This is a genomic window from Stutzerimonas stutzeri (genome assembly GCF_024448985.1).
Lineage (GTDB): Bacteria > Pseudomonadota > Gammaproteobacteria > Pseudomonadales > Pseudomonadaceae > Stutzerimonas > Stutzerimonas stutzeri_AP.
The window spans coordinates 13,847-36,055 of sequence record NZ_JAMOII010000010.1; the positions used below are offsets into that span (position 1 = coordinate 13,847).

The window sequence follows — 22,209 nt, forward strand, 5'->3', positions numbered from 1 at the left end:
TCGATCGCTTCGCAACCGAAGCCTAAGCCGGCACGGTTCAAACTACACTCGCTTGACGGAGCCGGAGAGCGTTAAACACAACCGATGCTGAGCTAAGGCTCATGGCCAGGGCAGCAATCATCGGAGACAGCAACAGTCCAAAGAACGGATAGAGCAGCCCTGCAGCAATCGGGATGCTCAGACCGTTATACATAAAGGCAAACAGAAGGTTCTGACGCATATTGCGAACTGTTGCCACCGAAAGCGTACGGGCGCGAAGTATTCCCATCAGGTCACCTTTAACCAGCGTAACTTGGGCACTGTTCATCGCCACGTCAGTACCCGTACCCATCGCAATGCCTACGTCAGCCCTAGCGAGAGCGGGCGCATCATTTATTCCGTCGCCTGCCATGGCGACTACTTTACCGAGGGCTTGTAGCTTAACCACCAGCGCCTCCTTGTCCTGCGGCTTCACTTCGCCATGCACTTCATCGATCGATAGCTCACGAGCCACCGCGCGGGCAGTGGTAAGCCCGTCGCCGGTGGCCATGATGACTTGCACGCCCTCCGCTTGGAGCCGAGCTACAGCTTCCTTGGAAGTCGGTTTAATTGGGTCCGATACGGCCAGCAAGCCGGCAAGTGCCCCATCAACAGCCAGGTACACAATACTGGTACCGCTTTCGCGCATTTTTTCTGCTTGGTCTTTCAACGGCTCGACGCTAACACCCGCGTCTTCCATAAGAGCGGTGTTGCCTAGCTGTAGCTGCTTGCCTTCCACCAGACCACGGACCCCGATCCCTGACCCTGACTCGAAGGTTTCAGGCTTTACCAACTGAATACCCTCGCTTCTCGCATGGTCCACGATGGCGTGGGCTAGGGGATGCTCGCTACCTTGATCCAAGCTGGCAGACAAACGGATGACTTCCTGAGCATCGAACGGCGTGACGCCTACCGCCCGATCGAAAACAGGTCGGCCCTCGGTCAACGTTCCAGTTTTATCGACAATCAGCGTGTCTACCTTACGGACATTCTCGATGGCGCCTGCGTCTCTGAAAAGCACTCCGCTTCCAGCCGCTTTGCCTGTGGCAACCATGATCGACATAGGCGTCGCCAGGCCAAGTGCGCAAGGGCAAGCGATAATCAGAACCGCAACTGCATTGATCAGGCCGAATACCCAGCCCTGCTCGGGTCCGAACAGGCCCCATGCAAAGAAGGTCAACAGCGCAATCCCGATGACCGTCAGCACGAAATAACCAGCAACCGTGTCCGCCATCCGCTGCATGGGTGCTTTTGAGCGTTGTGCATTCGCAACCATCTGGACGATTTGTGAAAGCATGGTCCCGGAGCCAACTTTAGTGGCTCGCATGACAAGCGAGCCACTCGTGTTCATCGTCGCGCCGATGAGCGCATCGCCTGTCCGCTTCGTCACCGGGACGGGCTCGCCCGTTAGCATGGATTCGTCGACGGCGCTCTCGCCCTCCAATACTTCTCCATCCACCGGTACCTTTTCACCAGGACGAACGCGCAGATGGTCACCCTCGTGAACATGTGTAAGCGGAATGTCCTCCTCGGAACCATCCTTGGCGATACGGCGAGCTGTTTTGGGCGATAGGCCAAGCAAGGACTTGATTGCCGAGGACGTCTGGGAGCGGGCCTTCAATTCGAGCAACTGCCCTAAAAGCGTCAGGGAAATGATGACCGCGGCGGCTTCGTAATAAACGCCTATCCGGCCGCCCACTGTGAATGATTCTGGAAATATGCTCGGTAAGACGGTTGCTACGATGCTGTAAATATACGCAGCCCCTGTGCCAAGCCCGATCAACGTCCACATGTTTGGGCTGCGATGCTTAACAGATGCGAAACCGCGCACGAAAAATGGCCAGCCTGCCCACAAGACAACCGGGGTCGTAAGGGCTAGTTCAACCCAGTTCTGGCTAGCGCCGTGAAACAGCGGAAGTGCATGTCCCGCCATGGCCAACAGGGTCACTGCTACGGTCAGGGGCAGAGACCACCAGAATCGCTTCGAGAAGTCCTTGAGTTCGGGATTCTCCTCCTCGTCGAGTTCAGGGATCAGAGGTTCCAATGACATCCCGCAGATAGGGCAATCACCTGGACCCATTTGGCGGATCTCAGGGTGCATCGGGCAGGTGTACTCGGTCGTTGCATCACCGGCGGACGCCTTCTGTGCGGGCGGCGTGGATGCCTGAGGCGATGACCCATGAGCCTGCTGTGCAGTGAGATATCTAGCAGGATCAGAACGAAACTTGGTCTGGCAACCCTGGCTGCAGAAGCGGTAAGTGCTTCCCTGATAGTGCTCTTGATGCTCGCTGTCCTCTTTCACCTTCATCCCGCAGACGGGGTCTGTGAGTCCTGCAGAGCCTTTCGTTTGGTCAGGCTGATGATGGCAATGCGAGGAGGTCATGCGGGCTCCTTATGGATTGGTTAGCAACGAACAGCCTACTGCGGGGACGTTTGTGGTTTTTCCGATGCTTACAGCGTCCGACAACCAATATATGCAAAGCGTCCTGACCAAAGGCTGAAGTAACCATTACATTTCTGTCAGGTTCTCCGGTATGTCAGGTCGTACGAATGCTGAAGCGAGCTGCTGAAAAAAGTAGCTCGCGCGAATACCGCTTGCTGGCCTAGCCTATGCCTCCCTTATCCGAAGCCCGGCCGCTTTCTTTTAATGAATACCGAACCGTGCAAAGCCTAAGCGCAGGTGCTCTGTTTTGATAGAAGCCGTAATTTTTGATGTCTATGGCACACTCCTGCAAATCAGTGAACGACGGCGGCCATTTCGCAGTAAGCGTCTGCCGAACTCACCTTGCGTAATTCAGGCGGGTGCCCATTGATGCGGCAGTAGTTGGCCAATCTCGCTGGCCCGCTGTGTCGGCAGCCGCATCAGCACATCCTTCAGGTAGGCGTACGGATCATGCCCATTCATCCGCGCCGACTGGATCAGGCTCATGATCGCCGCCGCCCGTTTGCCGCTGCGCAGCGACCCGGCAAACAGCCAGTTCGAGCGTCCAAGGGCCCATGGTCGAATCTGGTTCTCGACCTGATTGTTGTCGATGGGCACAGAGCCATCTTCGACATAGCGAGTCAGAGCCAGCCAGCGTTTGAGGCTGTAATCCAAGGCTTTCGCCGTGGCTGATCCGTTGGGCACTCGATCACGCTGGGCCAGCATCCATTCATGCAGCGCATCGAGGATCGGTGAAGACTTGTCCTGGCGTATTCGCCAGCGTTCTTCATCGCTCATGTGCCGTGCTTGCCGCTCGATTTCATACAGCCCGGCAATGGAGTGCAGCGCCTGTTCGGCTAACTGGCTTTTGTTCGCTGCGTGCAGATCGAAAAATTTGCGGCGGGCGTGGGCCATGCAGCCAATTTCGATGATGCCCTGCTCGAAGCTGGCCTTGTAGCCGGCGAAGTCGTCGCAGACCAGCTTGCCACTCCACTGACCCAGAAAATTGCGCGCATGCTCACCAGCCCGGCTGGGGCTGAAGTCATACACCACGGCCTTCAGGTCGGCGAAGGGTGTGGTGCAGTATGCCCAGACGTAAGCCCGGTGGGTTTTCTTCTCGCCAGGGGCCAGCATTTGCACGGGGGTTTCGTCGGCGTGGATCACGCCTTGCGCCAGTACCGCCTCGCGCAGGGCGTCGACCAATGGTTGGAGCTGTACGCCGATTTGTCCGACCCACTGCGCCAGCGTCGAGCGGGCGATGGCCAGGCCTGCACGGCCAAAGATCTTCTCTTGCCGGTACAGCGGCAGGTGGTCGGCAAATTTGGCCACCATCACGTGAGCCAGCAGGCCGGCAGTGGGGATGCCCTTGTCGATCACCTGGGCTGGTACCGGCGCCTGGATCAGTGTTTCGCACTGACGGCAGGCCCATTTGCCACGCACGTGCTGTTCGACGGTGAACACGCCCGGCGTGTAATCCAGCTTTTCGCTGATGTCTTCGCCGATGCGTTGCAGCTGGCAGCCGCAGGCGCATTGAGTGTTCGGCGGCTCGTGACGGATCACAGTACGCGGAAACTGGGCTGGCAGCGGTGCGCGCTTGGGCTGTTGGCGGGGTTCAGCCGGAGCCGCCGGAGGATTGAGGGTTTTCAGTTCCGCCTCGATAGCGGCAATGTCCGTGTCGAGCAAATCATCCAGCAGGCTGCCCTGGTCAGGGCTTAGTTGCTCGCTACGCTTGGCGAACTTGTGTCGCTTGAACCAGGCGATTTCATGGGTGAGCTGCTCGATGACGGTTTGATCGCGGTCGATCTTCTTGCCCATCGTTTCAACCGTCTTACCCAACGTGTCGACTTGCGACAGCAACTGCGCAGCGAGTGCGCGCAGTTGCTCAGGTGTCAGTTGGTCGAGATTGGGCGAGGAAGTCATGCCGCTGATTGTGCCAGAGCAGGCGATCAGCGCAGATAAAGCGATGGGCTAATGGCCGGCGCTACAACACTGTGATCGCACCGGCTGCACCAACCCGCTGCCAAGGTAAACCGAGCACCAAAGCCTGAAGCTGCTCGGTGTCGAGTTCAACTTCCGAGCCGCGGTGGATGCCTGGCCAGTGAAACTTGCCCTGGTTCAATCGCCGCGCGGCCAGCCAGATCCCTACACCGTCATGCACCAACACTTTCATGCGGTTGGCGCGGCGGTTGGCGAACAGATAAGCACAGTGCGGCTTCGCCGCACCGAATACCTCCACTACACGGGCCAATGCGGTCTCGGTGCCGGCGCGCATGTCCATCGGCTCAGTGGCAAGCCAGATGCTATCGATGCGGATCACGGGGCAAGCCCCCGGACAAAGCGGGCGCAGCCGTCAGGATCGGACACTGGCCATTTCACTGTGACTGACTGCTCGCCAAGCGATAGCTCAATAATCACCGATGCTGCAGTCGGCCGTTTGGGCGTAGCCCTCAATGGAACGAACGCCGGCAACACCGCGGGTAGCTGATCTCGGTAAAGCGGTAGCCATTTTCGAATGACGTTGGCGTTGATGCCATGGCGGATGGCAACGCTGGAGACGGTCGCACCCGGTTGTAGGCATTCCTGAACGACCTGGACCTTGAACGGTTTGGGGTAAGAGCTTCGTTGGCGCATGGAAATCCTAACGTTAAGGACGAACGCGTCCGCTTAAAAATACGCGGACACCATCGCCCTTAATGCTGGAGTTCGGAAGGTGACTTGGCTGGACGCTTACATTTCGCAAGCTCTTAAAACAGGTACGCAGCCAAGGTCGTCAACCTAGGGCCGATGATGCCAGGACATTGATGACACGAAACTTGGGGCTGGCCGGCGCCGCCGACCTGTTTGGTACACAACTAGGTAACGATGAGCTTGCTATTTTGGAGCTTGATCTCTACGCGGAACTGGCCAGCGTGCGTCCCTATGATGATGCCCTGCGGGCACTGGAAAGCCTTAAGAGAGCGGGGCTGAAAGTGGCGCTGTGCTCCAACTTGGCTACCCCCTATGCCATACCTGCCAAGTTGCTACTGCCTGAGTTTGACGCCTATGCCTGGAGCTTCGAGGTGGGCGCGATCAAACCGGAGCCAGCGATCTACGAACATCTGCTAAAGCGGTTGGGTTGCAAAGCGTCTTCCATTGCAATGATCGGCGATACATTGGAGGCCGATGTGTTCGGTCCCGAAAGGCTGGGAATGCATGGCTTCCACCTCCAGCGCGATGCCATCCGTGGTCCTGACCGATTAGCTAGCCTGATCGAATTTGCAGACCACATTTTGGGCACGGGGACTGTCACTAGAACGTAGCACTAGCGCACATCGAGGTCGCCTCCAGCTATCGGCCTTCAGTTCAAGCACTCACAACTCGCTTGTAGTGCTTTTCCTGACGATGGCGCTCCCAAAGTCCGTTCGCGCATTGGCCGCAGCGGTTGTGATCACTCAGGCATTCGTAGAGCTGATTGGTTAAGCGGGGCTACCACCAACAGCGTGAAGGAAAGCCGATCAGTGCGGCTTCGTCTCGCTGATGGACTTTGCAGCCCACGTTCTACAATACCCACCATCCGCTAACGGCTAAAGCTGCGTCGCCAGTTTTAGCTGACGCCGCTAGACCCGGATGGCTTAGAGGCATGACGACGCCTTTTTCTGTAACGGGAGCTTCTTTAGCTCTTGAGCGCCAGAATACGCCGAGCGCCGTTTAGAACGATGAATCCCACAACGGTACCGATAATCAGGTCTGGGTAGTTTGACCCAGTCCAAGCGACGAGCGCTCCGGCGACTATAACCCCCATGTTGATGACCACATCATTGGCGGAGAATATCCAGCTCGCTTTCATGTGAGCACCACCTTCCCGGTGTTTGGAAATCAGCAGCAAACAACCCGTGTTGGCGAGCAATGCCAGGAACGCGACGGCCATCATTATCAGCGACTCGGGCTCGCTGCCGAATATAAAGCGTCTGACCACCTCTACGAGCACGCCGAGGGCCAAAATCAGCTGGAGCACACCAGCAAGGTGTGCAGCACGCACCTGCAGATTGACGCTGCGCCCAACCGCATAAAGGGCCAGGCCGTACACTGCCGCGTCAGCGAACATGTCGAGCGAATCGGCAATCAGACCTGCGGACCTGGCGATCAGGCCAGCAGTCATCTCTACCACGAACATGAAGGCGTTGATGCCTAGCAGTAAACGTAGGGAGCGGGATTCCTGTGTAGAGTTCGCCGGATTTTCGGCGGCTTTGATCATCTCTGGGTCTGCCGCGACAGTTTTCTGAAGAGTGGCGCCTAGCCCTAACGTCGCCAGCTTTTTGGTTATGGGCTCAACGGCACTGTCATGCATGACATCTAACCGACGGTCCGACAGATCAAAAGTCAGCTTCCGAACTCCGTCCAAACCATTCAGCGCCAAGCGGATCATTCGCTCTTCTGATGGACAATCCATCTTGGGCACGGCGTAAACACTGACCCATTGCCCCGTCGTATCGGAAGGGTTTTGCACATCGGCATCAGCGGCTGGCGTCGCATCGCAGCCGCAGGGACCATCGGACTTGCTCATGATACGGCTCCACTTGAAATCGAAGATGGGATCATTAAAAGCCTTATAGCTACTATAAGGTCAATAACGCAGAGCCGATGAGGATTCACACGATGCGCATTGGTCAGTTAGCAAGGCTAATAGGGATTGATACACAGACGATCCGCTTCTATGAGCAGCAGGGCTTGTTGCCACCGCCTGATCGCCAGGCGAACGGCTATCGTGTCTACACCGAGAAGCATGGCGAGCGGCTAGCTTTCATCCGGCGCTGCCGAATCTTGAATCTGTCACTTCCAGAGATTCACGCACTCCAAAGCTACCAGGATGACCCTCGCCAGCCTTGTACGGCCGTCAATGCCTTACTCGATGATCACATTTCTCAAGTCAGATCCCAGATAACCGCTCTGCAATCACTCGAACGACAACTCGTTTCACTGCGGGCTAATTGCAACGATGGGCGGGAAGTTGAGGCTTGCGGCATTCTCGCCGGAATTAGCGAGGACGCATGCATTAAATGAACGGCGTTGGGGCTTGCGGGCCTGGTTACCCGGCCAACGCGCATGCCCTCGAAATGGTTGTTTGTCCCTGTGGTTTTTGCCCCTTCGTAGTGATGGCTGTCTCCGTGCGGTATCACTTTGAGTCAGGCCTGCCGAGGAAACGTGAGTTCAAACGTGGTCCGACCGTCTTTGCTGGCGACGGCCACGTGGCCTTTGTGGAGGTTCATCACTGAGCGGACAATCGCTAGCCCCAATCCTGCCCCGCGAGGTTGTATGCCGTTAACGCGGTAAAAGCGGTCGAACAGATGTGGGAGATGATCCGATTCGATAGTCGCGCCATGATTGGTGACAGCCAGCGAGACGATGTCTACGTCCTCCTCAAGGATCTTAAGTTCGACCGTACTGCCAGTATTTGAATGCCGCAGCGCGTTGGATAGCAGGTTGGAAATGGCCCGCTGGACCATAAGTCGATTTCCCAAAATCATGGCATCGCCCGTTACTGTCGTAGCGACTCCCGCTTCTTCGGCAAGGACTTCGAAGTATTCACATACGCGCCTCGCCTCGCTTCCTAAAGATAATTGTTCGAGCTTCAGTGCTGGGCTGGCGTGGCTGGCCTGGGCGAGAAACAGCATGTCTGACACGATTCGATCCATGCGTTCGAGTTCTTCAACCGACGACTCGATCACCTCCCGATAATGCTCCTTGCTTCGCTCACGCACCAAAGTCACCTGCGCCTTGCCTATCAGGTTGTTCAGCGGAGTTTTTAACTCATGAGCCACATCGTCCGAGAATTGTGACAGTTGCTGAACGCCGTCATCGAGTCGATGAAGCATTACGTTGAGGCTGTGCGCCAATGCCTGGAGCTCTTGCGGAAGCCGATCGGTGCGGATTCGAGGTGATAGATCCTGTGTAGATACCTTAGTCGCCAAGGCCCGGAACTTGCGAAGCGGCCGCAAGCCATTTTGGGCGATTAGCCATCCAGCCAATCCGATCAATATCAGTAGCATCGGCACGGTCACTAAGGCCGAGCGCAGGAATGCAGCCACCAGCCGTTGATCGGCACTGCGATCTTGCGAAAGTAAAAGCGTCATTGGAGCCAGTCCCGGGACTTGGATTTGCTTGCGCCCGGTTAGCATCTGCACGCCATCTTTCGTTGTCCAGCCAAGATAGTCGCCGTCCCTGCTCACGAGATCCAGCTGCTGCGGCGCATTGGCGAATCGGCCGATACTGAAAATGGGTGATTTCGCTGTATCGCCGATGACCGTAATCGAAAGGTTGTCATGGCCGAGTACGGTATCGCTCAATGCGTGTTGCCAGGAGCGGCCCATACGGGCTTTGGTGTCTTCGAGGAGTCCATGATCGATCTGAGAGAGCTTGGCCGTCACTTCCTCCTGGGCGCGCAGTTCCAGTTGGCGCACCAGTACCCAGTAGCTCAGTGCAATCAGCAGCGCGACCAAAGCGGCGCCGGTCAGTGTGATTTGAAGCGCGAGACGCGATGCGAGGCTGAGTGGCTTCAAGGCCGCGCCTCCAGCACGTAGCCCACACCCCGGATGGTGTGTATCAGGCGATCGCCGAAGGGTTCGTCCACTTTCATCCGCAGGCGACGAATCGCAACATCCACCACATTGGTATCGCAGTCGAAATTGATGTCCCACACCATGGCAGTTATTTCCGTACGCGTGAGGACTTCGCCAGTCCGGCGCATGAGCAGATGCAATAACGCAAATTCTTTGCTGGTGAGGTCGATACGCTGACCGCTCCGGTAAGCCCTATGCCGGGCCGGGTCCAGTTCGAGGTCGGCTACACGCAGGTTGCTCGGAAGTGTGACTGCCTCGCCTCGCCGCAACAGTGTCCGGATACGGGCAAGCAGCTCGGGGAACTGGAACGGCTTGACCAGATAGTCGTCGGCGCCCGATTCCAAGCCGCGGACTTTTTGCTCTAAGCGGCCATTGGCAGTCAGCATGATGACGCGTGTCTGCTTACGCCGCCTGATGAGTTCGAGAACCTCCCACCCATCCATGGTTGGCAGATTCACATCTAGCAGCACGATGTCATAGTCGTTCTGCAGTGCCAGGTGAAACCCATCGAGGCCATCACTTACGCAATCGACCAAGTAACCACATTCGATAAGACCCTGCTGCAAGTATTCCGCAGCTTTGATCTCGTCTTCGACAACCAGGATGCGCATGTTTTGAGGTAACTCGGCAAGGAGGTGCGCGGTAAGCGGAACCAAAAAAATCCATGTAGTAACTAGGTCAAGACGAAAGCGGCTTGGCTCTAGCGTGAAAGGCAGAGGCGAAAAGATCTGCCCAGGGAAGCGGGAAGCACTTTAACGCGGTAAAAGCCCTGTGAGGGCTATCTTGCGAATTTGTAATCTACCGGTCATTTGGTTGACCCGCAGCGCGAGCGGGTGCACCAAACGAAAAAAGGCGCCCTGATGGGCGCCTGAAACACATCTTCAAACCAAGGGAGCAAAACTAAAGAAGATGTGGTGTTGCTCATGGTGTTTCACAAGATCGAGAGAGGGTACTCGGCGATGAATCGGACCTCATCGAGGTCGGACTCGAAAGCAGTCGCCCGCGTGGTAGCCTGGCGCACCCGCAGAGACAAATCCTTGAGAGAGCCAGTCTGTACAACGTAGCGGGCTTCGACGTCGCGTTCCCAGCGGTTCTGTCCCGTCAGCGGCGCACCGTTATCGTCTTGGCGCATGTACACCTCGTTCGCGTTGCTGTAATCGGCGCCCCAACCGCGGGCGTAGCGGGTCATGAAAGTAAGCCCGGGTATGCCGTACTCCGCCATGTTCAGGTCGTAGCGCAGCATCCAGGACTGCTCTTTAGGTGAGTTGAAATCACTGTACTGAATGGAGTTGTTCAGGTAGATCGAGTCCGCCTGGCGCAAGTAGTCAAAGTCGTTGTTACCGTTGTTTCGCTGATACGACGCCGTGACGGTGTGCGCGCCGAAGGCGACACCCAGGCTGGAGCTCCAGATGTTGTTGTTGAACTCGCCCAGCAACTCACGGCCTTCGTCGGTTGCCTTGTAATAGTTGAAGCTGGCCAGCAGCGCGACGATATCGGAGAGCGGATAGGTGGCCGACGCACCGAAGTAATGCTGGTTCCAGGCATCTTTGAGGCGGCTGGTGTACAGGCTAAGACTGATATTTTCATTCACGCTGTAGTCACCGCCTGCGTAGCCGAGCCAAGGCGCGTCTACGCCCCCGCCGTAGAAGGTGACGAAGTCTTCGTTCATGTTACTGGTGTTGGGCTGGCTCATCGCGTGCAAGCGGCCTCCCTGAAGGGTGAGGTCGTCCAGCGAGTTGTTCACAACGGTGACACCCTTGAAAGACTCCGGCAGCAGCCGAGAGTCGCCGAAGTGCACGACAGGTGTAGTGGGAAATACATCGCCGGCCTTGATCTCGGTGTCCAGCAAGCGTGCTTTCACCGCGCCCCCCACCCGTGTGAAGTCATCCTCAGGATCGCCAGCGCTGTCGTGGGGAAGCAGGTCGATGCTGCCGCCCACACCGGAGCGCCCCGAACCGGAGTCGAGCTTGAGGCCGAGCATGGCGAAAGCGTCGAAGCCAATCCCTACCGAGCCTTGGGTATATCCGGACTCGAAGAAGGCCATCAATCCGTGGGCCCATTCCTCGGAGTAGCCATTGCCGGCGGCACTCTCACCGTCGCGAAAATCCCGATTGAAATAGAAGTTGCGATTTATCAGCGATAGCGTGCTGCCTTCGATGAAGCCCTCGGCTGTTTCCGATTGGGCAAAGACCGGGGCGCTGCCCAATGCCAGTGAAAGGGCTGTCAGCGAAAAAACGGCCTTTTTGCTCATGATGATGCTCCTTATGTACGGCAGGTCAGTGCTCGAATGACGCCTTTCGCCTTTTTGTTTTTAGCGCTTGGCCATGTTCTTCCCCTAGAGATGACGGCAGGATTAGCGGCAAATGACTATTTTGTAATCTGAGGAAGCCCAATCGCGCACTCCTTCGATTACAGATTTGTAATGTTGCGGTCACCAGGTCGTTATCCACACTTATTTAAAGTCACCACCCCATAGCCATCAGCTATCTCGCCGGCTTGGCAAGGCTGATAAAAACGCTTTCGTGTATTTGTCTACTAAATTCAGGGCGAATCACTATCGCAGTAGAGGCGCATGTGTTTCGCGTCTTGGCGGGGGTAGTTCTTATGATTGGATTCGACATCTAAACCAGGAAGTCATCGTTTTGCCTTGGATGAGAAAAATAGTTTTGCTGATGTTGCTAGCCTTGTTCCCATTGCAATCATCATGGGCAGTTGTTAGCACGAGCTGCAGTCATGAGGATGGTTCGGCAGCAAATCATCTTGGACATCACGAACATCCGCACGAGTCTCTGGGTACTGACGAGGAAGGATCGTCAAAAGCCGCAAAAAAAATCAGTCTGGATGGAGACTGTGTCTTTCATGGCGACCATATCAAGCCGCTTATAACGAAAGGGATCTGTCCTGGTTCGGTATTATCAATGAGCTTGAAACCGTTTCCTTCTGCTAGCTACGCATCGGCTGAAGCGGGGCGTCCTGAGAAACCTAATTGGCGCATCGGTGCAAAACCGGTGGGACGCCAAAGTAACCAGTAAGCGCCATTTATCTGTATCTGACGTCTCACCGAACCTTCCCTTTTTTTAGGAGATTTCGGTGCGAAAAGCTCTTTTCTCGCTGGGGTTGACGACGTTGTCGTGCAATCTCGCCTTTGCGCAACCCTTAGAGTTGCCGACCTTCACACAGACCTTACCTGTCGGTGTGTCAAATACATTCCCCGTTGAGTCTGTCGAATCCATAAGCTTTCTACGCGCCTTGGAACTCGCTAGCTCTGCAAGCCCTGAACTGGCTGTTGCAAGACGTGAGCTGGCTGCTTCTCGCGCATTAATTAGCCAAGCCGGAGCACGTCCGAATCCAATATTGTCCGCTAGCCAGGAGGGAATCCGGGGCGATGCCCCGGAGACCACGCTTGAACTGAGCCAAGAAATAGAGCTGGGTGGTAAACGTTCGGCTCGTATTGAGGCGGCGCAACGAGCCTTGGACGTAGCAGCTGCTGACCTACAGGACGCCCAAGCTCGACTGAGGGGGGCAGTGATGGGCGCGTACTACGATGTGCTTACTGCTCAAGAACGGCTGGACCTCGCTCAGGCTGCTTCAAAGCTTGCGAAGCAAGCAGTGAACGTGGCCAATCGACGTGTGAGGGCCGGCATGGTTTCTCCCGTAGAGGAAACCCGGGCGCGGGTTGCGGCTACTGGAGTGCAAGTAGAGCTTGCCCAGGCCACAGCTGAACTCGAAGCTGCGCGCACTCGGCTGGCGGCCAACTGGGGAAATCCACAGCCACGCTTTGAGCGAGTAAAAGAGCCGGCAGAGGCAGTGCCTCCTCTTCCCGAGCTAGCTGAGCTTTATAGCCGTTTGAACGATTCCGCCCAACTAACCCGCGCGCGTCGGGAGGCTGAAAGACGTCGGGCTGCGTTAAAGCTGGAAAGGACGAATCGCTTTTCTAACGTGACGGTTAGCGTAGGTGCCCAACGCTCAGATGAATATAACGGCACGCTGGGATTGGTGAGTATCTCGATGCCCCTGCCGTTGTTTGATCGAAACCAAGGCAACATCGGAGCAGCGCAGGAACGGGCCTACCAGGCGCAGGACGAGCTCAACGCCGTCCATATACGCCTGAAAAGCGAACTTTCCCAAGCGCACATGCGGCTGCGCACTGCTCGCCAGCAGTTTGAACTGTTGCGCAACGATATGCTCCCCAGTGCCCAAAGCGCTTATGAAGCTGCCAGCAAGGGGTTCGAACTTGGAAAATTCACGTTCCTTGACGTACTGGATGCTCAACGCACGCTTTTCCAAGCCCGATCTCAGTATCTGTCTGCGCTATCACAAGCTAACCAGGCGGCGGCAGAAATCTCGCGAATTGTCGGAGATGGGTCGGCCGTTATCACCTCGGCCACTCAGCCATAGGAATCCATATGAAAAGTAAATCGAATACATCTTCCTTGGCTGGTCACAAGAAGCAGATTTTTTGGATCGTCGTCATATTAAGCGTGGCACTTATGCTTGGCGGATTGCTTCTTCGCAGTAGTCCAGCTGTGCCCGATGCGGGCGACGCACATAGCGAGCATGGTGACGAATCGGAGCATGAGGATGAAGGGCATTCGGATGAGGATGCAGAAGCCGAAGGAGATCATGGCCATGATGAAGGAGGCGCCGATAGCGATCACGAGGTCGGTGCGGCAGAGAAAGATGAGCATGAAGATGAGCCCGAGGGAGCGGAGCATACTGAAACAGCAGAGGTAGAACTCTCAGAGACACAAATCCTAGCCGCCGGCATCTCACTGGCAACTGCTCAGCCCGCAAAGATAAAAAGCGCAATTGAGCTGCCTGGCGAAATTACATTCAACCAAGACCGCACAGCGCAAGTTGTGCCTCGTCTCTCAGGTGTCGTTGAAGCGGTCAAAGTCGATTTGGGCGAACAGGTGAAACAGGGGCAAGTACTTGCTGTGATCGCGAGTACAGACCTGTCGGAACGTAGAAGCGAGTTCTACGCGGCGCAAAAACGTCTTGCATTGGCTCAAAAAACCTATCGACGCGAAAAGGAGCTATGGGAAGAGCGTATTTCTGCGGAACAGGATTATTTACAGGCACAACAGGCTTTACGGGAAGCAGAGCTGACTGTTGCGAATGCAAACGCACAGCTACAAGCGCTTGGCAGTGATGCTGGCAAGCCAGACGCATTGAGCCGCTACGAACTCAGGGCGCCGTTCGATGGGATGATCGTTGAGAAGGACATCACGCTCGGTGAGTCAGTCAATACCGATGACCAGATATTCATCATTTCCGATCTCTCCACCGTGTGGGCAGATATCAGCGTTCCTGCCAATGCACTCAGCGCGGTACGAGTAGGCAGCAATGCCGTTATCGAGGCCACAGCATTCGAGTCCAGTGCCAATGGAACCGTTTCTTATGTCGGCTCACTTGTTGGTCAGCAAAGCCGCGCCGCTACCGCCCGGGTCACACTTCCCAACCCTGAAGGGGTTTGGCGCCCCGGCCTGTTCGTCAAAGTGCAGGTAGGCGCTGGCGAAGCATCCGTGCCAGTCGCAGTAAGTCCTGATGCGATCCACACATTGGAAGAAAAGCCGGTGGTGTTTGTACGGACCGACCATGGCTTTGCTGCTCAGCCAATCGTGAGTGGCCGCAGCGATAGTGACGCGGTCGAAATCAAGGAAGGCCTCCAGCCCGGAGCGCGCTATGCCTTGGATAACAGCTTCATCATCAAGTCCGAGCTTGGCAAAGCCAGCGCCTCGCATGCTCACTGATACGGAGTTATAGAATCGTGTTCGAACGTATCATTCGTTTTTCTATCGAGCATCGCTGGTTGGTTATGCTAGCCGTGCTTGGCATGGCAGCGTTAGGAGCTTACAGCTACCAAAAGCTGCCTATCGATGCTGTCCCGGATATCACCAACGTACAGGTGCAAATCAACACTGCGGCGCCAGGTTATTCCCCGCTGGAAGTGGAGCAGCGTATTACCTACCCGCTCGAGACGGTAATGGCTGGGCTGCCCAAGCTCGAGCAGACACGATCCTTGTCTCGATATGGACTTTCTCAGATCACAGTTATTTTTGAGGAAGGCACTGACATCTATTTTGCCCGCCAACTTGTGAACGAGCGCCTGGGAGGGGCCAAAGATCAGCTCCCAGATGGCGTCACTCCAACACTTGGCCCTATTTCCACTGGGCTTGGCGAAATCTATTTTTGGACGGTTGAAGCTGAGGAAGGTGCCACCAAATCGGACGGTACGCCGTATACCCCTGCTGACTTGCGTGAGATTCAAGATTGGATCATCAAACCGCAAGTCCGAAATGTACCTGGTGTTACTGAGATCAATACGATCGGAGGATATGCAAAGGAATATCAGATCGCCCCCAACCCAGACACTTTGCGGTCGTTTGGACTAACACTACAAGATTTGATCGAGGCGGTTGAGCAAAACAATAACAATCTAGGTGCCGGATATATTGAAAAGCGCGGCGAGCAGTATCTTGTTCGCGCTCCAGGACAAATGCAGTCTGTGGAGGACATCCGCGATACCCTTATTAGCAACGTTGACGGTACCCCAGTGCGTATCCGCGACGTTGCGACGGTCGAGGTTGGAAAGGAGCTCCGCACTGGCGCAGCCACCGAGAATGGCCGCGAAGTGGTACTAGGTACGGCCTTCATGCTTATCGGTGAAAATAGCCGAGTAGTTTCAAGGGCTGTCGACGACAAGATGAAAGAGATAAACCTTTCGCTTCCGGAAGGCGTAAAGGCAATTACTGTCTACGATCGAACTGTACTCGTAGACAAAGCTATATCCACCGTTAAGAAGAACCTCACTGAGGGTGCCATTCTTGTTGTGGTTATACTTTTTCTCTTCTTAGGCAATATCCGGGCGGCGATCCTAACCGCGCTTGTGATACCGCTTTCTATGCTCTTCACGTTCACCGGCATGGTAGCCAATCAGGTCAGCGCCAACCTGATGAGCCTAGGCGCATTGGATTTCGGCATCATTATCGATGGAGCCGTGGTGATTGTTGAGAACTGCGTGCGTCGACTTGCACACGCTCAGTCCCATCACGGACGGGCATTAACACTGTCCGAACGGCTTCATGAAGTATTCGCTGCGGCAAAGGAAGTGCGTCGGCCTCTATTGTATGGGCAGCTGATCATTATGATCGTGTATCTGCCGATATTCGCCCTTACAGGGGTAGAAGGTAAGATGTTCACGCCCATGGCGTTTACCGTAGTGACAGCGCTATTCGGGGCGATAATCCTTTCGGTGACGTTCGTCCCGGCGGCCGTTGCGCTCTTTATCGGTAAGCGGGTTACGGAAAAGGAAAACTTTCTAATCCGCAATGCTAAACGGGCCTACGCACCTGCGCTCGATGCGGTAATGGCCAACAAGCCAGCAGTGCTCACCTTTGCGGTAGTTGTAGTCATACTTTCTGGCCTCGTAGGGTCACGTATGGGCAGTGAATTCGTGCCTAGCCTCAACGAGGGAGACTTCGCTATCCAAGCCCTTCGTGTACCAGCTACCAGTCTTAGTCAGTCTGTAGAGATGCAGCAGCAGCTGGAGCGAAAGCTTATGGATGAGTTTCCGGAGATTGAACGCATATTTGCGCGAACTGGCACTGCGGAAGTGGCATCGGATGCTATGCCTCCAAATATCTCTGACGGGTACGTCATGCTGAAGCCACAAGAACAGTGGCCGGATCCAGGCAAGTCGCGTAATCAGCTCTTAAGCGAGGTGCAAGCATCCGCCGCTGAGTTGCCGGGCAATAACTACGAGTTTTCCCAGCCGATTCAGCTGCGTTTCAACGAGCTGATTTCCGGAGTTCGTGCCGCGGTAGCCGTGAAAATCTATGGTGATGACATGGACGTTCTTAACAGCACGGCGGCGGAAGTATCCGAGGTGCTAGGACAAGTACCAGGCGCTTCAGAGGTTACGGTCGAGCAGACGACTGGCCTTCCCATGCTCACGATTGATATCGATCGCGATCAGATCGCACGATACGGCCTGAGTCTAGATACCGTCCAGCAAGCGGTTGCAGTAGCTATCGGTGGCCGAGAGGCAGGCACCTTGTTTCAAGGAGATCGGCGTTTCGATATCGTGGTTCGTTTACCGGACGAGATACGCAGCGATCTCGCCGCAATTGAGCGGCTTCCAATTGCCCTTCCAAGGGAATTAAACAGCACCATAAGTTATATCCCCCTCGGCGAGGTGGCCACCCTGGATTTGGCCCCCGGTCCGAATCAGATCAGTAGAGAAGAAGGGAAACGGCGAATTGTCGTCAGTGCAAACGTCCGTGGTCGTGACATTGGATCATTCGTATCTGAGGCAGAACAGAAAATCCAGGCCCAGGTAGATATCCCGGCAGGTTATTGGATCGACTGGGGCGGTACCTTTGAGCAGCTTGAATCGGCAACGAAGCGGCTGCAGATTGTCGTCCCCGTGGCGCTGCTCCTGGTCTTCATTCTGCTTTTCATGATGTTCAACAATGTCAAAGACGGTTTGTTGGTCTTTACAGGGATTCCATTTGCGCTCACCGGAGGCATTGTTGCGCTGTGGCTCAGAGATATCCCATTGTCCATTTCAGCAGGTGTTGGCTTTATTGCTCTGTCAGGCGTCGCCGTTCTAAATGGCCTGGTAATGATCTCCTTCATCCGTAGCCTACGGGAGCAAGGTTTACCTCTGGACACTGCGATCCGCGAAGGTGCCCTTACCCGGCTACGACCGGTATTGATGACAGCCTTAGTGGCTTCACTCGGGTTCGTTCCAATGGCCTTGAATGTGGGTACCGGTGCAGAGGTACAACGTCCCCTTGCGACGGTGGTGATCGGGGGGATTCTCTCCTCAACGGTGCTAACGCTATTAGTTTTGCCGTTGCTCTACCAGATGGCTCATCGACGCGAAGACGAATTGGAGGAGCAAGAAATCGCGTTGGCCGCTGACAGAACAAGCTAGAGATTGGATGGCGGCACACAACGCCCCGTTCTTGCTAGCTAGCGAGAACGGGGCGCGTTAATTATCGGAGCGCAGTTTCATTAGCGGCGCAGCGGACAGCACAGCCTTTGTGGCGCAGTCTGATGCATCTAAGCGGTAAATAAAAAATTGCTCAGCGCTTAGTGCGTATGACTTTCGCTACATACGCGTCCTTGACCTGATGGCTTTCACCCACGGTGAGCTGACGAAGGATTATGCAAACAGCGACTGACCTGCCCCGGTCGGCAGCAAAGGGCGATAGCTACGACAAAGCCCTGGCTGGAACGATCAGCGGGCTGTGCAAGGCCGAGCTGACACCGTCAATCATGGGCGAACCGTGAGGCCTTTGAGATAGCGACCCAGACATGGGTGCGCTGTACGCCACAGCGTCTGTTCAGCTCACTCGGACATGATCCTTGCGAAGGCTAATAACAACAGATCAGGCAATGGCGGCCTGACTTAAACGAAACGGCTTATATAAATTCCGGGCGATTCGCTGGTAGCGATGTTGCGGGCAAGTTATGGAAACAAAAAAGCGCCCCGAAGGGCGCTTAGAGTGCAACTGCTTCCAAAGGAGATTGGAAGCTGCCGGAGGCGAATATCGTTCAGATATGAAGCGGTTAGTCAGCTTTGGTTTCTTTCTTGCTTTCCGTATTGTTCTGATCTTGGCGGGTATCCTTAATCTGTAATTCGTCTATTTTTCGTTTGGCGGATTCGGTTCCGTGAATTCGTTTTTGATCTGCTCGGAATTTTTCATTAAATTTAATTGAGCGGTCGTAACCATCTTCTGCATAAGACAATGCGGAGCCGCAGATTACCAAACCAACAACAATAGCTTTCAACAGATTCATAGGGCAGTCCTCGCTAAATTCAAAGGTGGCTTGCTGAGCTTTCTCGCTGAGCCCTGCAGGTTCGAATGAATTTTGCGTGATTGAAGTTAACAGCAGCATGAGCCAAGCATTACATTATTGAAATGTAATGCTTCCATTGCGCGGTGACATGAGCGCCTTGCTTCGTCATGTCAGCACCGAGGCGCACCAATCTGCAAGGGCCTATCCTACGAAAAGAATGATTGGAAGATTACAATTTTGTCATCTTCGGATTGACGCCGCATCATCTATCATTAGCGAGCAACGTCGTTTAACGTTTGAGAGGGATCGGCCAGTTATCGGCAAGTTTCAGACGATAATGCACGAACTCGCTTGAGAGTGGTCGCATTTCTGTCAGTGTGGTTTGGAAGGCCAGATGGTATTGGTGCTAGTATTATCTATTACTTTTTTGGGCTCCCTATCCTTGTCTTATGTTATTTAAGGACGGTTAAAAACCAATGGCTCACGAACATAACCATAACACCGAAGCCATAGGCGATAAGCGTTTAATCGCTGCCATTGGCGTTAATACTGTGCTAACTCTGGCACAAGTTGTTGGAGGAATACTTTCTGGCAGTTTATCGCTCATAGCTGACGCGCTACATAACTTGAGCGATGCCGCATCACTGGTTATTGCGCTCATCGCACGTAAAATCGGTCGCAAACCGCCAGATGCTTTTAAAACCTTCGGCTACCGACGCAGTGAAACCATAGCGGCTTTGATTAACTTGGTCACGCTGATTATCGTTGGTCTCTACCTCATCTACGAAGCTATAGGTCGGTTTTTTGCCCCACAGCCCATTGAAGGATGGACAGTGGTCGTGGTGGCGGGAATAGCCTTGATTGTAGATGTCGTCACGGCCTTGCTCACCTACACAATGTCTAAGAATAGCATGAATATAAAGGCGGCATTCTTGCACAATGTGTCGGATGCGCTGGCCTCCGTCGGTGTTATTATTGCCGGAACATTAATCCTTCTGTATGACTGGTATTGGACAGATACTGTACTGACGCTGATGATTGCTGGTTACGTGCTATGGCAGGGCTTTAGCATGCTACCTAAAACCATTCACTTGTTAATGGAGGGCGCACCAGAAGGAGTTTCCATCACTGATATAATCAATGTCATGGAGCAAGTGGACGACGTTGTGAGTGTTCACCACGTACATGTCTGGGAAATTGCCGAACATTCAACTGCATTGGAAGCTCACGTTGTCATCAAGAAGGCTAGCCTGCCCGAAATTGAACGAGTGAAGACTGATTTAAAACGTGTACTTCATGAGCGATTCAAAGTCAGCCACTCGACACTTGAAATGGAGCTAGACGGCAGTGTTTGTATCGACACCAGGCAGGCCGACAGTCATCGCAGCGAAGCATAAGCCTGCTTTGCGCTCACCGCTGTTGCTAGACAGTTATCTCGATATCAACGGAGTGAACTTGCGACATCACTCGTTGGCGCTATGTCTTCGACCAGAGACATGCTAGCGGCATGTGGCCAAAGCAGCTCGTCACGAGGAGATCAGGCTAGGTCGTGGCACCTTCGGCAGGCTGCCGCGACGAGCAAGCCCCGCCAGTCGCTACCGCCGCGGACGCTCAGAGCCAGCGGCGGACTCGTGCGCGGTAGCGAGCGAATGATTCGCCGAACAGCGCTTCCAGCGCCGACTCTTCGGGTTCGATTTGGAAACGATTCATGTAAAGCACGAAGGCAACCACGCCCAGCAGGGTAAAAGGCGAGGCCAGGGCCAGCGCGCAGGCCGTCAGGCTGATGGCGAAGCCCAAATACATGGGGTTGCGGCTGTACTGATAGATGCCAGCCTCCACCAACACCGAAGCCTGCTGCGGCTGCAATGGATTGACAGTAGTACGTGCGCGGCGAAACGACAGTACGCCGGCGAAACACACGCCGAGCCCCAGGAACAGTACCGGCAAAGCGAAGGTCAGCCGCGCGGTCCATGCCAGTTCGATGCTCGGTAATCTGGGCCCCGACAAACCCATCAGCAGAGCGATCAGGCCAGCTACGAGCAGCGGTGGCACGCGGTTCTCCAGCGCGCTCATAGTGTCATTCCCGTGCCTTGGCCACTTCGCTGCTCACTAATCGGCGCAGCGGCTCCGGGCCGAACTCGCTGAGCGCTCGACCATTGACAAAAAAGGTCGGGGTGCCACGAATCCCAACGGCCTTGACGTCCTGCATGTCCGTTTCAAGCACGGCGTTGACGCTAGGCGTATGCATGTCCTGGCGAGCCTGCTCCAAGTTCAAACCGACGCGCTCGGCAGCAGCCCATGCCTGCGTTACCTTGGGGTCGTCGTGCCAACCGGGCTGGGTCTCCAGCACAGCCTCCAGCACTTGTTCATGGAGATTTTGCTTGCGCGCCGCCTCAAGCATCCGCGCCACTTCTTCCGAACCTTGATGAAACAGTACATAGCGCAGCACCAGACGTACATCTTCCGGGTTCTCGGCGAGGATCTGCTTCACAAAGGGATGGAAGGCGCGGCATGCCTCGCATGAAGGATCGAAGAACTCGACAATGGTTACTGGCGCTTGCGCCGGGCCGAACACCGGCGAGTGGAAGCGAACCAGTTGGCCTCCGTTCTGTTTGGGTTGTGTCGCGGTCTCTTGGGCTGTCGAACTGGGAGCCTGGGCCTGTTGAGGCGACTGCGAGGGGGAATAGAAGAATGCGGCGGCGGCAAAAACGGCCAGGATCACGGCACTGATGATCAGGACCACGGAACGGCGATTCATGGAGTTGTTCTCCGACGGATGAGAATGAGCAGGATGGCGATCAGGATAAAGGCGAACAAGGCGAGTGCCGGCAGGGGCACCACGCCGAAGAGGGTCATTCCGGCGCCTGAGCAGGATGGACCGGTGGCCGTGCAGGGCTGGATCGGCTGTGGAATCAGCCCTGCATAGAGCAGCGTGTGAACAAATGCCAGAGCCGCACCGATAGCGGTCAGCGGTAGGGCGTAACGCCAGACTGTGAAATCCGAGCGGTAGCAGGCGATGGCCAGGATCACCGCCAGCGGAAACATAAAGGCGCGCTGGAACCAGCACAAAACACAGGGTGCCTGGCCCATCACCTCGCCAATGTACAGCGCGGATAGGGTCGATACCAGTGCGACCAGCCAGGTTAGCAGCAGCAGGTTCCAGGTCATGCCTGAACGTTGAGGATTCATTGCGGTTAGCTCCTGGCGGTGACGAACACTTGCGTCAGACCCGCCATCCGGTTATTTCGAAACACCATGCTTCCTCTTGTCGGCAAGACTTGTTGGAGCGTTGTAAACCTTCGCCCACCGGCACAAGCGAAAAGCAACCAGGCAGCCCGCTGCGCAACCAGCCTCAACGCTGGG

At 55.3% G+C, this 22,209-nt stretch carries 19 protein-coding genes and 1 pseudogene; 8 read left to right on the forward strand and 12 right to left on the reverse strand.

Features of this window, described 5'->3' with window-relative positions; genetic code table 11:
- Positions 1-37 precede the first annotated feature (37 nt).
- The 4 genes from NA647_RS12515 to tnpA form a co-directional block, all read right to left on the reverse strand.
- On the reverse strand, positions 38-2,401 hold the full coding sequence (locus NA647_RS12515) for a heavy metal translocating P-type ATPase (protein ID WP_256057983.1): 2,364 nt from the start codon (positions 2,399-2,401) through the stop codon (positions 38-40).
- Positions 2,402-2,812: 411 nt separating this feature from the next.
- Positions 2,813-4,360: an IS66 family transposase gene (gene tnpC, locus NA647_RS12520; RefSeq protein ID WP_256057984.1), complete on the reverse strand. Its 1,548-nt coding sequence runs from the start codon at positions 4,358-4,360 to the stop codon at positions 2,813-2,815.
- Positions 4,361-4,421: 61 nt separating this feature from the next.
- Positions 4,422-4,757, reverse strand: coding sequence for an IS66 family insertion sequence element accessory protein TnpB (gene tnpB / locus NA647_RS12525; RefSeq protein ID WP_010562499.1), 336 nt, complete (start codon positions 4,755-4,757; stop codon positions 4,422-4,424).
- Entirely contained in the window at positions 4,754-5,071 is a 318-nt protein-coding gene (gene tnpA / locus NA647_RS19695) for an IS66-like element accessory protein TnpA (protein WP_003284819.1), read from the reverse strand. The genes tnpB and tnpA overlap by 4 nt, the downstream gene beginning before the upstream one ends.
- A gap of 170 nt (positions 5,072-5,241) precedes the next feature.
- Between tnpA and NA647_RS12530 the strand changes: the two genes are divergently transcribed.
- The gene (locus NA647_RS12530) at positions 5,242-5,739 is read left to right on the forward strand and encodes an HAD family hydrolase (protein WP_003298796.1); all 498 of its coding nucleotides are present in this window, start codon (positions 5,242-5,244) and stop codon (positions 5,737-5,739) included.
- 34 nt (positions 5,740-5,773) lie between these two features.
- Positions 5,774-5,899, forward strand: a pseudogene (locus NA647_RS12535) (arsenic resistance protein); the annotation flags it as partial.
- 193 nt (positions 5,900-6,092) lie between these two features.
- Here NA647_RS12535 and NA647_RS12540 read toward each other — a convergent pair.
- Entirely contained in the window at positions 6,093-6,983 is an 891-nt protein-coding gene (locus NA647_RS12540) for a cation transporter (protein ID WP_021210268.1), read from the reverse strand.
- Positions 6,984-7,075: 92 nt separating this feature from the next.
- Here NA647_RS12540 and cadR point away from each other — a divergent pair, with 92 nt between their 5' ends.
- Positions 7,076-7,480: a Cd(II)/Pb(II)-responsive transcriptional regulator gene (gene cadR, locus NA647_RS12545; RefSeq protein WP_003292662.1), complete on the forward strand. Its 405-nt coding sequence runs from the start codon at positions 7,076-7,078 to the stop codon at positions 7,478-7,480.
- Between the two features lie 122 nt (positions 7,481-7,602).
- On the opposite strand, the gene NA647_RS12550 is transcribed toward cadR, so the two are convergent.
- The 3 genes from NA647_RS12550 to NA647_RS12560 all read right to left on the reverse strand — a co-directional run bounded on the left by NA647_RS12550 (position 7,603) and on the right by NA647_RS12560 (position 11,287).
- Positions 7,603-8,976, reverse strand: coding sequence for a heavy metal sensor histidine kinase (locus NA647_RS12550; protein WP_003292663.1), 1,374 nt, complete (start codon positions 8,974-8,976; stop codon positions 7,603-7,605).
- Positions 8,973-9,647, reverse strand: coding sequence for a heavy metal response regulator transcription factor (locus NA647_RS12555; protein WP_008569962.1), 675 nt, complete (start codon positions 9,645-9,647; stop codon positions 8,973-8,975). Before NA647_RS12555 ends, NA647_RS12550 begins: the two co-directional genes overlap by 4 nt.
- A gap of 320 nt (positions 9,648-9,967) precedes the next feature.
- Positions 9,968-11,287: an OprD family porin gene (locus NA647_RS12560; RefSeq protein WP_014822255.1), complete on the reverse strand. Its 1,320-nt coding sequence runs from the start codon at positions 11,285-11,287 to the stop codon at positions 9,968-9,970.
- A gap of 839 nt (positions 11,288-12,126) precedes the next feature.
- Here NA647_RS12560 and NA647_RS12565 point away from each other — a divergent pair.
- From NA647_RS12565 to NA647_RS12580, 4 genes are all read left to right on the forward strand, one after another.
- Positions 12,127-13,434 (forward strand): TolC family protein, encoded by a 1,308-nt coding sequence (locus NA647_RS12565; RefSeq protein ID WP_008569960.1) that lies wholly within the window; start codon positions 12,127-12,129, stop codon positions 13,432-13,434.
- 8 nt (positions 13,435-13,442) lie between these two features.
- The gene (locus NA647_RS12570; RefSeq protein WP_015275575.1) at positions 13,443-14,789 is read left to right on the forward strand and encodes an efflux RND transporter periplasmic adaptor subunit; all 1,347 of its coding nucleotides are present in this window, start codon (positions 13,443-13,445) and stop codon (positions 14,787-14,789) included.
- A 17-nt stretch (positions 14,790-14,806) separates the two neighbouring features.
- Entirely contained in the window at positions 14,807-17,977 is a 3,171-nt protein-coding gene (locus tag NA647_RS12575) for a CusA/CzcA family heavy metal efflux RND transporter (protein ID WP_015275576.1), read from the forward strand.
- 233 nt (positions 17,978-18,210) lie between these two features.
- Positions 18,211-18,336 (forward strand): hypothetical protein, encoded by a 126-nt coding sequence (locus NA647_RS12580; protein ID WP_023444716.1) that lies wholly within the window; start codon positions 18,211-18,213, stop codon positions 18,334-18,336.
- Between the two features lie 279 nt (positions 18,337-18,615).
- Here NA647_RS12580 and NA647_RS12585 read toward each other — a convergent pair whose 3' ends face one another.
- Complete coding sequence (locus NA647_RS12585; RefSeq protein ID WP_023444715.1) at positions 18,616-18,945, reverse strand: hypothetical protein; 330 nt, start codon at positions 18,943-18,945, stop codon at positions 18,616-18,618.
- 377 nt (positions 18,946-19,322) lie between these two features.
- Here NA647_RS12585 and NA647_RS12590 point away from each other — a divergent pair, with 377 nt between their 5' ends.
- On the forward strand, positions 19,323-20,243 hold the full coding sequence (locus NA647_RS12590) for a cation diffusion facilitator family transporter (RefSeq protein WP_008569956.1): 921 nt from the start codon (positions 19,323-19,325) through the stop codon (positions 20,241-20,243).
- 214 nt (positions 20,244-20,457) lie between these two features.
- Here the strand turns inward: NA647_RS12590 and NA647_RS12595 are convergent, their stop codons facing one another.
- From NA647_RS12595 to NA647_RS12605, 3 genes are read right to left on the reverse strand one after another with little or no spacing between them, the layout of a single operon-like run.
- Positions 20,458-20,919 (reverse strand): methyltransferase family protein, encoded by a 462-nt coding sequence (locus NA647_RS12595; protein WP_017246351.1) that lies wholly within the window; start codon positions 20,917-20,919, stop codon positions 20,458-20,460.
- Positions 20,920-20,923: 4 nt separating this feature from the next.
- On the reverse strand, positions 20,924-21,604 hold the full coding sequence (locus NA647_RS12600) for a DsbA family protein (protein ID WP_102853253.1): 681 nt from the start codon (positions 21,602-21,604) through the stop codon (positions 20,924-20,926).
- Positions 21,601-22,035 (reverse strand): disulfide bond formation protein B, encoded by a 435-nt coding sequence (locus NA647_RS12605; RefSeq protein WP_174824731.1) that lies wholly within the window; start codon positions 22,033-22,035, stop codon positions 21,601-21,603. The genes NA647_RS12600 and NA647_RS12605 overlap by 4 nt, the downstream gene beginning before the upstream one ends.
- Positions 22,036-22,209 lie beyond the last annotated feature (174 nt).

Excerpts from the sequence above, each read along its gene's own strand:
- NA647_RS12560 (WP_014822255.1), bottom strand. The coding sequence starts at position 11,287 with ATGAGCAAAAAGGCCGTTTTTTCGCTGACAGCCCTTTCACTGGCATTG.
- NA647_RS12595 (WP_017246351.1), bottom strand. The coding sequence starts at position 20,919 with ATGAGCGCGCTGGAGAACCGCGTGCCACCGCTGCTCGTAGCTGGCCTG.
- NA647_RS12540 (WP_021210268.1), bottom strand. The coding sequence starts at position 6,983 with ATGAGCAAGTCCGATGGTCCCTGCGGCTGCGATGCGACGCCAGCCGCT.
- NA647_RS12580 (WP_023444716.1), top strand. The coding sequence starts at position 18,211 with ATGCAAACAGCGACTGACCTGCCCCGGTCGGCAGCAAAGGGCGATAGC.
- NA647_RS12515 (WP_256057983.1), bottom strand. The coding sequence starts at position 2,401 with ATGACCTCCTCGCATTGCCATCATCAGCCTGACCAAACGAAAGGCTCT.
- NA647_RS12555 (WP_008569962.1), bottom strand. The coding sequence starts at position 9,647 with ATGCGCATCCTGGTTGTCGAAGACGAGATCAAAGCTGCGGAATACTTG.
- NA647_RS12570 (WP_015275575.1), top strand. The coding sequence starts at position 13,443 with ATGAAAAGTAAATCGAATACATCTTCCTTGGCTGGTCACAAGAAGCAG.
- NA647_RS12590 (WP_008569956.1), top strand. The coding sequence starts at position 19,323 with ATGGCTCACGAACATAACCATAACACCGAAGCCATAGGCGATAAGCGT.
- NA647_RS12600 (WP_102853253.1), bottom strand. The coding sequence starts at position 21,604 with ATGAATCGCCGTTCCGTGGTCCTGATCATCAGTGCCGTGATCCTGGCC.
- cadR (WP_003292662.1), top strand. The coding sequence starts at position 7,076 with ATGCGCATTGGTCAGTTAGCAAGGCTAATAGGGATTGATACACAGACG.
- tnpC (WP_256057984.1), bottom strand. The coding sequence starts at position 4,360 with ATGACTTCCTCGCCCAATCTCGACCAACTGACACCTGAGCAACTGCGC.
- NA647_RS12605 (WP_174824731.1), bottom strand. The coding sequence starts at position 22,035 with ATGAATCCTCAACGTTCAGGCATGACCTGGAACCTGCTGCTGCTAACC.
- NA647_RS12585 (WP_023444715.1), bottom strand. The coding sequence starts at position 18,945 with ATGCTGCTGTTAACTTCAATCACGCAAAATTCATTCGAACCTGCAGGG.
- NA647_RS12530 (WP_003298796.1), top strand. The coding sequence starts at position 5,242 with ATGACACGAAACTTGGGGCTGGCCGGCGCCGCCGACCTGTTTGGTACA.
- tnpA (WP_003284819.1), bottom strand. The coding sequence starts at position 5,071 with ATGCGCCAACGAAGCTCTTACCCCAAACCGTTCAAGGTCCAGGTCGTT.